This is a genomic window from Paenibacillus mangrovi (assembly GCF_022898935.1).
Lineage (GTDB): Bacteria > Bacillota > Bacilli > Paenibacillales > Paenibacillaceae > Paenibacillus_AQ > Paenibacillus_AQ mangrovi.
Window position 1 is genome coordinate 1 of sequence record NZ_JALIRP010000020.1, and the last position, 12,568, is coordinate 12,568.

Consider the following 12,568-nt stretch of genomic DNA (forward strand, 5'->3'; position numbering starts at 1 on the left):
TTACTCACCCGTCCGCCGCTAACCATCAGAGGAGCAAGCTCCTCATCAAGTCCGCTCGACTTGCATGTATTAGGCACGCCGCCAGCGTTCGTCCTGAGCCAGGATCAAACTCTCCAAGAAAGTTTGTGACTCATTTTGAATCTGACGAGATTTAAATCTCATTTGCGCTCCACAGTTCGGGGACCGAACTGCTTTGCGTTTTGACTTCATTGCTGAAGCCTGTATCTCACTCGTTGTTCAGTTTTCAAAGATCAAATTCTTTCGTTTTCGTTACCGCTCGTTTAGCTCAGCAGCAACTCTTATAATATATCATGTTGCCCAGCATTTCGTCAAGTACTTTTTTTAAATCTTTTTTTCTTACTTGCTTACCGGTCCGGCAAGCTTGTACCTTTTTGAAAGGGGCGAGAATTAATTTACCATAGATTGAAGGTGTACGTCAACTACCCCATCAAAGAAATTTTCAAACTGTACAGAAGAGCCACTCCCGGAAGGCCGAGTACCATGACAGTTCCCACTGTTGTCGGATTTAACGGGATATAGACTTCCGGCATTAAGCCGGAGAAATTGACCAGATACAACCCCAGCGCTGCGAGCACCATATGCGTTCCAAAGGCCGTCAGCCAGCCAAACCCAATCTTCTTACGCACGATAATAAATAAGAGCAGCAGTAATGATACGATCATAACTCCCATAACGGCTAATCTCATGCTTTCCCCTCCTTTTATTCAATCCTGCCCGTTTCTCAAGCTTCCACTCTGAGGTGCACCGGCAGCTGTGCTCGATTAAGGCCTATCCGCTTAGCCACTCTTAAGTTCATCTGATACTTCCGTTCCGCCGCCTCAAGCATATAAATCGCATAGTCGATCTGTTCCTCACCTTCTGCCTCTTCGAATAACATCCTTGCCCGCTCCCACTCTGTCTGGGCCTTCCGCACGTCCATATAGACTTCCAGCTCTTCCTTCTGCTTCTCCTTAAGCTGCCATGCAGGTATTTTTGGCTCTTTACTGCGAAACCATGCCATATGTAACGCCCCCTCCTGAAAATGGTGAAGTTTCATTTCGCGCTCTCCATTTTCATTCATACGGCTCGGGGGACAAACTTAGAACAAAAAAAGGAAGCCCTGATCAGGACTTCCCTCTGCAGCTTGTATTCAACTAAAACAATCAGTTTAATTGGCGCCGGCCTTCCAGAGCCTTGGATAACGTTACTTCATCCGCATATTCCAAATCGCCGCCCACCGGCAATCCATGCGCAATCCGCGTGACAACGAGCTCAAACGGGCGTACAAGCCGTGAAATATACATCGCGGTCGCTTCGCCTTCAATGTTCGGATTCGTTGCCAAAATTAGCTCTTTTACGCGTTCATCGCTGAGGCGTGTCAGCAGCTCCTTTAGACGGATGTCATCGGGTCCGATACCCTCCATTGGTGAAATGGCACCCTGAAGGACATGGTAATAGCCGTTGAACTCTTTGGTACGTTCCATGGCCACAAGATCTTTAGGATCTTGTACCACACAGATAACGGATGAATCGCGCGTTTTATCCTGGCAAATCCGGCAAGGGTCGGTATCTGTGATATTGCAGCAAACCGAGCAGTAGTGAAGATTGCGCTTCACGCTGACCAGTGCCTTGGCAAAATCAATGACGTCGTCTTCCTTCATATTCAGCACGTGAAAAGCCAGGCGGGCCGCAGTTTTCGGCCCAATGCCCGGCAGTCGTGTAAATGCGTCGATCAGCTTAGCGATCGGTTCGGGATAATACAAAACGCGGACCTCTCCTTCAGCTCTAAATTAGAATAGGCCCGGGATTTTCATTCCGCCTGTAAATTTGCCCATATCTGCATTGGCAATGTCATCAGCTTTAGTCAACGCGTCGTTAACAGCTGTTATAACAAGATCCTGCAGCATTTCTACGTCTTCTGGATCAACGGCTTCCGGTTTGATGGTAATGGACAGCAATTTTTTGTGGCCGTTCACTTCTACGGTTACCACGCCGCCACCGGAGCTGCCTTCAACCTTTTTGTCAGCGAGAGCTTCTTGAGCTTTCAGCATTTGCTCCTGCATTTTTTTCACTTGTTTCATCATTTGGTTCATATTATTCATACGTATCGTCTCCTCTTAGGCTTATTGGGGTGCACTTACGTGCGGATCAATCCTTTATGATCACGAGATCTTCTCCAAAAATGTGGAGTGCCTCATCAATCCATGGCTTTGCGTTTGGGTCCTTGCCTTCATCATGCTCATGCTCGAGCTTCAATTCCTCTTTTTGCTGGGTTCCGGCACCCTCAAGCGCCGCAGCCCAATCCTTCTGCATCATGGTAACCAGATGATAAGGCTTGCCGAGCTTATCGTGGAGCACGCTTTCGATGACCTGTTTGTTCGCAGGTTTCTCCGTCGTTTCGCGGTGGATATTGTTTTTAAAAGCTACCAAAACAGCATCCTCAAGCACCGATACCGGATCCCCGTCCATAAACCAGGCGTGAACCGTAACTTTCTCTTCCTTGACCCCCTGAAGAACCTGTCCCCATTGCCGCTGTACTTCCACAAACTCTGGACTGCTCTTTTGAGCGAGGAACTGTTCCATATTCGGCGGTATTTTGGCCGCAGAGGATACCCTCGGCGCCGGAGCACTATGAGATGATCGAGCGGATCCCCCAGATGAAGCTCCGGAAGGCACTGAGCCGGATTGAATGAGCTTCTCCAGCTTCTTCTCCAGCGCGGCAACCTGCCGCTTAAGCTGATTCACCTCAGCGGAGTCTGCAGGTGCTGCAGCCTGATGCTGCTGCGTCTGCTGCTGATCCATCCCTGAAGCTCCCTGCGGAATACCGCACAGCTTCAAAAGCGCCACTTCAAACAGTGTTTGCGGTTGGGAAGCATATTTCATTTCACTTTGGTAGTGGTTCAAGGTGTCGATCATATGGAACAACTGCTGTTTTGAAAAGGAAGCAGCCATCTCCTTGTATTCCTCCGGATGCAGCACCCGGTCCGTCAGTTTGTCAGCATTCGGAATCATTTGAATCATGAGAAGGTCGCGGAAATAGTATAGAAGGTTCTCCATGCATTTATCGGCACTTTTGCCCTCCTGCATAAAGTCTTCCACCATTTGGAGCACAAGACCCGCGTCACCCTTATGAATAGCTCCCGCCAGTCTGCCAAACTGCTCAGAGGGAATTCCCCCGGTCATGCTCAGCACCTGTTCATAGGATACATGACCACCTGTAAAAGATGCAATCTGATCCAGTATGCTTAAGGCATCCCGCATACCGCCATCCGATAATCGGGCTATATATTGAAGAGCCTCATTATCAGCTTCCATTCCCTCTTCCTGCGCGATTTGCCGAAGCCGCTGCGTCTGCTCTTCCAAGGAAACCCTGCGGAAGTCAAAACGCTGGCAGCGCGAAATAATGGTCGCCGGAAGCTTATGAGGTTCCGTTGTTGCCAGAATAAACATCACATGCGGAGGCGGCTCCTCCAATGTCTTCAGTAGCGCGTTAAACGCTTCTGTCGTCAGCATATGCACTTCGTCAATAATATACACCTTTTGTCTAACTTCCGTCGGCGCATACTTTACCTTCTCACGCAAATCGCGAATCTCTTCCACGCCCCGGTTCGAAGCGGCATCGATCTCCTGTACGTCCATGACAGCACCGGCCGTAATTCTGCGGCAGGACTCACATTCGTTGCAGGGCTCAGCTGCCGGGCCCCTTTCGCAGTTGACGGCTTTGGCCAAGACCTTAGCAGCAGTTGTCTTGCCGGTTCCGCGCGGACCGCTGAACAGGTATGCATGGGAAACCCGCTGTTCGCGAATGGCGTTCTGCAGTGTCTGAATAATATGCTGTTGTCCAACCATGTCCTGAAACGACTGCGGCCGCCAGGCACGGTAGAGCGCTATATGTTTCACTTCGCTATACCCTCTTTCAACTTCCACTTACGCGTGCGTTCGTCGCTTATTCATTATACTATAATCCAGCGCTATACAAAACGTCTACGCGCTATCGATGTATTCGCTTTTTTTAACAATTGGGCCATTCCATTCTCGCGGAACACTCATAGGCCGTATTGTGGACAACAAAATAAAAAGCACCCTTGCCCCTTCGGACAAAGATGCTGATATTTTATCATATGTAATACCGTGCACCTGTTATTGATAATTGCGATCCAAGCGGCACCCCTGAGTAACAACTCGGGCTAGGCTACCCTCCGGCACAAGAGCGGGCTTGCTTATGGCTGCTTCCTTCCGGACCTGACCAGGTTCACAAGTGCTCATTGCGGAGGACCCAACCGTCAACATTGCACGCAGGGACCAGACCTCACATCGACAAAACCTCTAACAGGAATTCAACCTCGCTATAGCGGATTGCGAGTTACAGGGCACCGCTACCTCCCCGTCTAGCACGGCAAGGAATAGTATAGTTCATTTCAAGGCAAAGTGCAACCCACACCAAAAGTTGGCTGCAGAAACGTCTGTCGGTGCACTCAGTACGCAGCTTTCCCGCTGTTCGCTTACAATTTATTTGAAAAATCAGGAAGCCCCCAACTTCGAAACCGAGCCTTTCCCAGACAGAAAAAACCCCCTGTTCGCGAAACGAACAAGGGGTTGGTTGTATACGTATTAGATACCGTATTTCTTCTTAAATCTATCAACACGGCCGCCGGCATCCAGGAATTTCTGTTTGCCCGTAAAGAATGGATGGCAGTTGGAGCAAATCTCAACGCGCAGATCTTCTTTAATGGAACCTGTTTCGAACGTATTGCCGCAAGCACATGTTACGGTAGTTACGTGGTATTTTGGTTGAATTTCTTGTTTCATGTCTTTCACCTCTTTTTGCCCTGAGTCTCATGCGTACACAGAGTTATAATGACACAATACATATATTATAACAGGGACAAATACAATAATCAACGAATTGCTCAAAAACTGTCAATCCCGCGCAAGTATAGGCTTTTTAGGACGTCTCATGCCCTCTGGTGGTACATGGGTATAAGAACCAATTACGACATCCGGCAGCTCGGCCTGGAAGATCTCAATCATTTGCTTCATCCCGAGGATCTCACCTTTAGCAGGCGGAATCAATTCCAGATAGCTCTCCGGATCAATATTCAAGTTACGCATCTGGATCAATTTCAGACCTGTGCGGCGCACAAACTCCACCATGGCCTCAATTTCTTCCTCACGGTCCGTAACGCCCGGGAAAATGAGGTAGTTAATGGACGTATACACCCCTTGATCCGAGGCATACTTTAAGGACTTCTCCACATTGGCGAGCGTGTACTTACGCGGCTTGTAATAAGCGTTGTAATGATCATCGAGCGCACTGATCGTGCTAACGCGCATCAAATCAAGACCGGCATCAACAATCCCCCGGATAAAATCGGTCAAACCTGCATTGGTGTTGATATTGATGTAACCCATATCGGTAATGGAACGCACCTCGCGCATGGCTTCAATAATAATCTTGGCCTGTGTGGACGGTTCGCCTTCACAGCCTTGTCCGAAGCTAATGATCGATTCCGGTGTTTTCAGATGCTCCAGCATGATCTGGACCAGCTCTTCCACCTTGGGCTTGAAATTCATACGTGTCTGAGGCGCGACAAAGCCGCTGTCATCCGGCTGCTCAGAAATACAGCCAAAACAGCCCGCGTTACAAGAATAAGACACCGGGACGGCCCCTTCCCAGCGATTCAGGAAGGTGTTCGAAGCGGTAAGGCATTCATAGCCAAGGGCACAATTGGATAAATGCTCGTACAGCCGATTATCCGGGTACTTCTGGGTCAATTGTTTTACGCCCAGCTTCAACTCATTCAGATCGCAATTAAGTGGATTCCATTTCTCCGGATCATCCGAAAGACGCGCGGTTGTATAGAAACGGCCGTCCTTCCATACCACTGCGGAATATCCGAACAGCGGCAGTTTGTATTCCTTATCTGTCTTCACATAGCCGGGCAGACACAGCCGGGTAAAACCTTGTGGAAGAAGCGCCCCTACGGCTTGAGCATCCCCCGGCATCGACATCATCTCCCCGGTTTCGGGATCCATGCCGATTGCCCGCGTGTTAGGAAGTCCCACGAGCGTGGCTCCATCAGGTAGCGGAATCAGTTCATCCTCCAAGATTTCCACGATCATATCACCGCTTCGGGCAAGCCCGTAGAGCGATGGATGATCGAATACATTGCCTTTTTCATCTGCATACACCAGGTACATGATGTTTCTCCTCTTTGTTCGTAAAAGTTTAAGTCAGCGGTACAGATGCGGCAGCAGGTCTTGATGTCCGGCGGTTGCCACTGCTGCTGTTGCTGCTGGTGGTTCCTTTGCCGTTTCCGTTACCTACGCTGCTGACATCAAAGGATGCCAAAAATTCCGCATTGGTCTTGCAATCACGCAGCTTCTTTAAGAAGCCTTCTACAAAATCAGCTGATTCATTCATATTTTTACGGATCGCCCAAATGGTATCCAGTTCTTCCTTCGTTAACAGCACTTCTTCGCGGCGCGTTCCTGAGCGCCGGATATCGATCGCAGGGAAAATACGGCGTTCCGCCAATTTACGGTCCAGATGAAGCTCCATGTTGCCTGTTCCTTTGAATTCCTCATAAATGATGTCATCCATCCGGGAACCGGTATCAATCAGCGCCGTTGCCAGAATTGTCAGGCTGCCGCCCTCCTCCACGTTCCGGGCTGAACCGAAAAAGCGCTTCGGACGGTGGAATGCAGCCGGGTCGATACCGCCGCTCAGCGTGCGTCCGGACGGTGGAATGACCAAGTTGTAGGCACGTGCCAGACGGGTAATACTATCCATCAGAATGACAACATCTTTCTTATGCTCTACCAGACGAAGTGCACGCTCCAAAACAAGCTCCGCCACTTTGATATGGTTCTCCGGTAGTTCGTCGAATGTTGAAGCAACCACTTCTCCTTTAACGGAACGCTGCATATCCGTCACTTCTTCAGGACGTTCGTCAATAAGCAGTACAAAAAGTTCAATTTCGGGATTGTTGGTAGAGATGCTGTTGGCAATTTCTTTTAAGAGGAGCGTTTTACCTGCTTTCGGAGGTGCAACGATCAAACCGCGCTGTCCTAAACCGACGGGAGCGAGCAAATCCATGATTCGGGTAGACAAATGGTTAGGGGATGTTTCAAGCACGAGTTTCTTTTGCGGATAGAGAGGTGTGAGTGCAGGGAAGTGAAGGCGTTCCGCGGCTGTTTCCGGGCTTTCACCATTGACCGCATTAACCTGCAGCAAACCGAAATATCGTTCATTTTCCTTCGGCGTCCGGCATTTCCCCGAGACCAGATCCCCTGTCCTGAGATCAAACTTGCGAATCTGTGAAGCTGAGATGTAAATATCCTCGGTACTTGGCAGGTAATTGATAGGACGCAGGAAGCCGTACCCTTCAGGGAGGATCTCCAGAACACCCTCCATGAACATGAGTCCGCTATGCTCCGCCTGTGCTCTTAAGATGGCAAAAATCAGCTCTTTTTTCTTCAACTGGCCGTAGTACGGGATCTGATACTTCTTGGCAAGCTTGTACAGATCGGTCAGCTTCATTTCTTCCAAATCGGCAATTTGTAAATCCATGTAATAACCACCTATTCAATTTTATAAGTCCTCAGTCGAACGTTAAGCTTTTTATGTTTCTATAAGTCTATGAGAAAAACGTCTATTGACGTAAATCTTGAAAAATCCTTATTAGAATAGCATTACCCAAATGAGAAGGAGATATGCAGTTTTATTGCAAAATAGTTATTTCGACTACAAAACGTAAAAATGCATAATCCCCTTCTGCATTACATTCTTATTCTGTTTCTTTGGTTTCACGCCACACGTCTGCTCCCAACATGCGAAGATTGGTCACCAAATGATCATAGCCTCGGTCGATAAATTCAACGCCGCTGACTTCCGTAATACCATCGGCAACGGTAAGCCCTGCAATAACCAGTGCAGCTCCGGCCCGAAGATCTGTCGCCTTCACTTTGGCCGCATTCAGGCGGCTTCGTTCAATAATCGCGGCACGGCCTTCCACCCGGATCTTAGCGCCCATGCGGACAAGCTCGGGTACATGCTTAAATCGGTTGCTATAGACAAAATCGCTCAGAACGCTTACGCCCTCCGCCTGCGTCAGCAGACTGGTCATCGGCGACTGTAAATCCGTAGGAAATCCTGGATAAATCAGTGCTTTCACGTCCACATGCCCATAATTCGGTTGACCGAGAACTCGGATGCTTTCATCCAATTCTTCGATGTGTACTCCCATTTCAATCAATTTGGCCGTGAGTGCTTCAAGGTGTTTGGGAATAATGTTGTCGATCAAAACATCTCCGCGGGTGGCGGCTGCGGCGATCATGTAGGTGCCCGCCTGGATCCGGTCCGGGATAATGGAGTGACGGCAGCCATGCAACTCAGAAACACCTTCAATGCGGATGGTTTCCGTACCTGCACCTTTAATCACTGCCCCCATGGAGTTCAGAAGAGTTGCTACATCTATAATCTCAGGCTCTTTGGCCGCGTTTTCAATAATTGTAGAGCCTTTGGCTTTGGATGCCGCTAGCATAATGTTGATGGTCGCACCCACACTGGATACGTCCAGATAAATTTTAGCGCCCTTCAGCTCTTTGGCGTGAAGGTGAATCGCTCCATGCTCGTTAGTAACCTTTGCTCCCAACGCTTCAAAACCTTTAATATGCTGGTCGATCGGACGGGGTTCGAAATTACAGCCCCCTGGAAGACCGATGACAGCTTCCTTAAAACGACCGAGCATGGCCCCCATCATGTAGTAAGAAGCTCTCAGCTTTTTGACAGGACCGTTCGGCATCGGAATCGACTTGATATCGGAAGGGTCAATTTTCATCTGACTGTCCTTCCAGCTTACTTTCGCGCCCAGTTCCTCCAGAATCTCGCCATAAACAGCCACATCACTCAGATGAGGCAGGTTGTCGAGCACTACTTCGGACTCGGCCAAAATCGCGGCAGGTATCAGGGCAATGGCACTGTTTTTAGCTCCGCTGATTGTTACGGTACCATGCAGTGGACGTCCACCGCTAATCATCAATTTTTCCATAAGTCTCAGTTTCCCCCCACAAACTTCGCAGAAGCAAAATCGTTTGGTGTCAATTTTGGTTATGAAATGGAAAAACACCGGCTAAGCGGTGTGCTCTCCATTCCAACCTATTCAATTGGACAGCCCCGAAGGGGCCGCCCGCTTCCTTCAAACAACACTCTTAAGTTCTCTTATGCGGTAAAGTTCAGAAACAATGAAAAGCGTCTTACGCTTTGTTGTTGGATCCGAATTCACGGATTTTACCAATAACGGTTGCTTTAATGGCGTCGCGTCCTGGCACGATGTATTTACGCGGATCGTATGCATCCGGTTTTGCAGCGAGCACTTCGCGGACAGCTTTGGTAAATTCGATTTGGTTCTCGGTGTTTACGTTAATTTTGGATGTTCCCAAAGAAATGGCTTTTTGAATATCATGCGTAGGAATGCCTGTACCACCATGAAGAACAAGTGGAAGGTGAGTGGCATTTTTGATTTCTTCCATTTCTTTAAATCCGAGATTTGGTTCGCCTTGGTAAGGACCGTGTACGGAACCGAGGGCAGGCGCAAGTGTATCGATGCCTGTTTCTTTTACGATGCGAACGCAGTCTTCAAGCTTGGCATACATGATGCCGCCGATAACGTCATCTTCCTGTCCACCGACAGTACCAACTTCAGCTTCAACGGATACGCCTTTGGAATGAGCATATTCAACCACTTTTTTAGTCGTTTCGATGTTTTGTTCGATTGGGCTGTGGGAATCGTCGATCATAACGGAAGTAAATCCGGCATCGATCGCTTCTTTACATTTTTCAAAGCTGGATCCATGGTCCAGATGAATTGCCACAGGAACAGTAATTTTCATATCGTGAATAAGGCCTTCGACCATTTTTACTACTGTATAGAAACCGCTCATATGACGGGCAGCACCTTCAGATACGCCAAGAATCACTGGAGATTTTTCTTCTTCAGCAGCACTAAGAATCGCTTGTGTCCATTCAAGGTTGTTGATGTTGAATTGACCTACAGCGTATTTGCCTTCAAGTGCTTTGTTTAACATGTCAGTCATGGATACTAATGGCATGGTTCATTCACTCCTAAGTATTGTTTTGTCTATGGTTTTTAGCCGACTTCTCTCATTCGGAATTATTATACCACATCATGTCACAAATACTAAACAAGCATTTCAAATTAAGCTGTGTCCTATGATACACCCGGGCAAAAAAAAGAATTCTGCCTAAGCAGAATCCAGGGTCCGTTACCCGAATTGTACGGGGCTATTGTTTGAGCTGCATGTTAACGGCAACGCGCATTTCATCGATATCAAACGGCTTCGTAAAATGCATTAGAGCCCCAAGCTCGGTAGCCTCCTTGATCATATCAAGCTCACCGTAGGCGGTCATCATAATGACTTTGATATCCGGATTCATCTCCTTGATATGCTTCAAAATTTCCAGTCCGTCCATTCCGGGAATCTTCATATCGAGCAGAACCAGATCGGGCGCATCATTCTCTACGATCTCTAATGCGATTTTGCCGTTGGCTGCCTGATACGTCGTATAACCCTCGCTGCTGAACACTTCCATTAGTAAAATGCGGATTCCGTTCTGGTCATCGACGATCAAAACCTTCTTCTTATCCACTAAGCAAACCTCCCAACTCAGCCTGACCCTACCGTACCCTTAAATCTTTTTTATATGTTAAATCCATACGCTATATATCCAATTAGTGTTATTCGCTCTCTAGTTACGAATTCCTGCCTATGCGTACAAATGAAAATAGGACCTCCGGAGAGGTCCATTATTGCTATATATCGAATTATAGGGATTTATGTTTAAGCGATGCTTTGACAAACTCGCGGAACAGCGGTTGCGGGCGGTTCGGACGCGACGTAAACTCAGGGTGGAACTGAACAGCCAGGAACCACGGATGACCTGGAAGCTCCACAATTTCAACCAGACGTCCATCCGGGGAGGTACCAGAAATGCGCAGCCCCGCTTTTTCAATCGCCTCACGATACTGGTTGTTAAATTCATAGCGGTGACGATGTCTTTCGTATACCAGCTCATCATTGTAGCATTTCATCGCCAGGGAATCATCGGCAACCTTGCACGGATACAGTCCCAGACGCATGGTGCCGCCAAGATCCTCGATATCTTTCTGTTCCGGCAGCAGGTCAATCACAGGATAAGGAGTGGCCGGGTTGATCTCCGAGCTGTTCGCCCCTTCCATACCCAAAACGGAACGTGCGTATTCAATAACCGAAACCTGCATGCCTAGGCAAATGCCGAAGAACGGAATTTGACGTTCGCGGGCATAACGGATCGCGGAGATTTTGCCTTCGATACCACGGTCGCCGAAGCCGCCTGGCACCAGGATGCCGCCGATACCACGAAGAAGATCGTCCACGTTCTCATCAGTAATCTCTTCTGCGTTCACCCAGCGAATCTTAACCTCTGCATTAGCATCAAATCCGGCATGGGAGAGGGATTCAACCACGCTCAAATAAGCATCATGCAGTGCAACATATTTACCAACAATGGCAATTTCCACTGTTTCCTCAAGCTTGTTAATCCGGTCCACAAGGCTTTCCCATTCGGTCATGTCCGGCTTCGGTGTCGTAAGCTTCAGGTAGTTCACAACGATTTCGTCAAGTCCTTCGTCACGCAGGTTCAGCGGAACCTCGTACAAGGTCGACGCGTCGCGGCATTCCACAACGGCATTTTCGTCAATGTCACAGAACAAGGCAATCTTAGCCTTCATGTCTGCAGACAATTCATGCTCGGTTCGGCATACGATTACGTTCGGCTGGATCCCGATGCTGCGCAGTTCCTTCACGCTGTGCTGGGTCGGTTTGGTTTTCACTTCACCGGCTGCCTTAATGTAAGGAATCAGCGTGACATGAATGTACATCACATTTTCACGGCCGATTTCGCTTTTGATCTGACGGATCGCTTCTAGGAACGGTAAGCTCTCGATATCGCCCACAGTACCGCCAATTTCTGTAATAACAACGTCCGAGCCCGCTTCGCGGCCTGCACGGAATACACGCTCTTTAATCTCATTGGTAATGTGAGGGATAACCTGAACGGTTCCGCCCAAATACTCACCGCGGCGTTCCTTGCTGATCACCGACGAATACACTTTACCTGTGGTGACATTGCTGTTTTTGGACAGGTTAATGTCAATAAAACGCTCATAATGCCCCAAATCGAGGTCCGTCTCGGCTCCGTCATCGGTAACGAATACTTCACCGTGCTGATAAGGACTCATGGTACCCGGATCCACGTTCAAATAGGGATCAAATTTCTGGATCGTAACCTTGAGTCCTCTGTTTTTCAGCAGCCTGCCCAGTGAAGCCGCAGTAATCCCTTTACCCAGGGAAGACACAACCCCGCCCGTCACAAAAATATACTTTGTCACTATAAAAACCCTCCTATTAAAGTCCAGTAAATTCAGGCGACATATGATGTTTAGCGTAACCTTTTTTCGCGAATTCCACACGAAAACAAAGCTGCGCTGGTTTATTGCTTTTTACC

12 protein-coding genes, 1 rRNA gene and 1 other RNA gene are annotated in these 12,568 nt (G+C 48.4%); all 14 read right to left on the bottom strand.

The genetic code is table 11. From position 1 onward, the window contains the following. Positions 1 to 120, bottom strand: a 16S ribosomal RNA gene (locus MUG84_RS26160); the annotation flags it as partial. Positions 121 to 440: 320 nt separating this feature from the next. Further along, on the bottom strand, positions 441 to 707 hold the full coding sequence (locus MUG84_RS26165) for a pro-sigmaK processing inhibitor BofA family protein (RefSeq protein ID WP_244731106.1): 267 nt from the start codon (positions 705 to 707) through the stop codon (positions 441 to 443). A 35-nt stretch (positions 708 to 742) separates the two neighbouring features. Further along, positions 743 to 1,021 (bottom strand): DUF2508 family protein, encoded by a 279-nt coding sequence (locus MUG84_RS26170; RefSeq protein ID WP_244731108.1) that lies wholly within the window; start codon positions 1,019 to 1,021, stop codon positions 743 to 745. A 142-nt stretch (positions 1,022 to 1,163) separates the two neighbouring features. Further along, positions 1,164 to 1,763, bottom strand: coding sequence for a recombination mediator RecR (gene recR, locus MUG84_RS26175; RefSeq protein ID WP_244731109.1), 600 nt, complete (start codon positions 1,761 to 1,763; stop codon positions 1,164 to 1,166). Positions 1,764 to 1,790: 27 nt separating this feature from the next. Continuing rightward, positions 1,791 to 2,102, bottom strand: a complete 312-nt coding sequence (locus MUG84_RS26180; RefSeq protein ID WP_244731110.1) for a YbaB/EbfC family nucleoid-associated protein — start codon at positions 2,100 to 2,102, stop codon at positions 1,791 to 1,793. Between the two features lie 46 nt (positions 2,103 to 2,148). Next, a complete protein-coding gene (gene dnaX / locus MUG84_RS26185; RefSeq protein WP_244731111.1) occupies positions 2,149 to 3,900 on the bottom strand; it encodes a DNA polymerase III subunit gamma/tau in 1,752 nt (583 codons plus the stop codon). A gap of 229 nt (positions 3,901 to 4,129) precedes the next feature. Then, an RNA gene (ffs, locus tag MUG84_RS26190) (signal recognition particle sRNA large type) lies at positions 4,130 to 4,397 on the bottom strand. A 214-nt stretch (positions 4,398 to 4,611) separates the two neighbouring features. Beyond that, the gene (rpmE, locus tag MUG84_RS26195) at positions 4,612 to 4,809 is read right to left on the bottom strand and encodes a 50S ribosomal protein L31 (protein WP_244731112.1); all 198 of its coding nucleotides are present in this window, start codon (positions 4,807 to 4,809) and stop codon (positions 4,612 to 4,614) included. Between the two features lie 111 nt (positions 4,810 to 4,920). After that, positions 4,921 to 6,201, bottom strand: coding sequence for a radical SAM protein (locus tag MUG84_RS26200; RefSeq protein WP_244731113.1), 1,281 nt, complete (start codon positions 6,199 to 6,201; stop codon positions 4,921 to 4,923). 28 nt (positions 6,202 to 6,229) lie between these two features. Next, positions 6,230 to 7,573 (bottom strand): transcription termination factor Rho, encoded by a 1,344-nt coding sequence (gene rho, locus MUG84_RS26205; protein ID WP_244731114.1) that lies wholly within the window; start codon positions 7,571 to 7,573, stop codon positions 6,230 to 6,232. Between the two features lie 217 nt (positions 7,574 to 7,790). Next, on the bottom strand, positions 7,791 to 9,053 hold the full coding sequence (locus MUG84_RS26210) for a UDP-N-acetylglucosamine 1-carboxyvinyltransferase (protein WP_244731115.1): 1,263 nt from the start codon (positions 9,051 to 9,053) through the stop codon (positions 7,791 to 7,793). Between the two features lie 205 nt (positions 9,054 to 9,258). Continuing rightward, entirely contained in the window at positions 9,259 to 10,113 is an 855-nt protein-coding gene (gene fba / locus MUG84_RS26215) for a class II fructose-1,6-bisphosphate aldolase (RefSeq protein ID WP_244731116.1), read from the bottom strand. A gap of 193 nt (positions 10,114 to 10,306) precedes the next feature. Continuing rightward, positions 10,307 to 10,672 carry a response regulator gene (locus MUG84_RS26220; protein WP_342346150.1) on the bottom strand — a complete coding sequence of 122 codons (366 nt, stop codon included), beginning with the start codon at positions 10,670 to 10,672 and terminating at the stop codon, positions 10,307 to 10,309. A 175-nt stretch (positions 10,673 to 10,847) separates the two neighbouring features. After that, positions 10,848 to 12,452: a CTP synthase gene (locus tag MUG84_RS26225; RefSeq protein WP_244731117.1), complete on the bottom strand. Its 1,605-nt coding sequence runs from the start codon at positions 12,450 to 12,452 to the stop codon at positions 10,848 to 10,850. Positions 12,453 to 12,568: the final 116 nt, after the last annotated feature.

Excerpts from the sequence above, each read along its gene's own strand:
- MUG84_RS26210 (WP_244731115.1), bottom strand. The coding sequence starts at position 9,053 with ATGGAAAAATTGATGATTAGCGGTGGACGTCCACTGCATGGTACCGTA.
- rho (WP_244731114.1), bottom strand. The coding sequence starts at position 7,573 with ATGGATTTACAAATTGCCGATTTGGAAGAAATGAAGCTGACCGATCTG.
- fba (WP_244731116.1), bottom strand. The coding sequence starts at position 10,113 with ATGCCATTAGTATCCATGACTGACATGTTAAACAAAGCACTTGAAGGC.
- MUG84_RS26165 (WP_244731106.1), bottom strand. The coding sequence starts at position 707 with ATGAGATTAGCCGTTATGGGAGTTATGATCGTATCATTACTGCTGCTC.
- rpmE (WP_244731112.1), bottom strand. The coding sequence starts at position 4,809 with ATGAAACAAGAAATTCAACCAAAATACCACGTAACTACCGTAACATGT.
- MUG84_RS26170 (WP_244731108.1), bottom strand. The coding sequence starts at position 1,021 with ATGGCATGGTTTCGCAGTAAAGAGCCAAAAATACCTGCATGGCAGCTT.
- MUG84_RS26180 (WP_244731110.1), bottom strand. The coding sequence starts at position 2,102 with ATGAATAATATGAACCAAATGATGAAACAAGTGAAAAAAATGCAGGAG.
- MUG84_RS26200 (WP_244731113.1), bottom strand. The coding sequence starts at position 6,201 with ATGTACCTGGTGTATGCAGATGAAAAAGGCAATGTATTCGATCATCCA.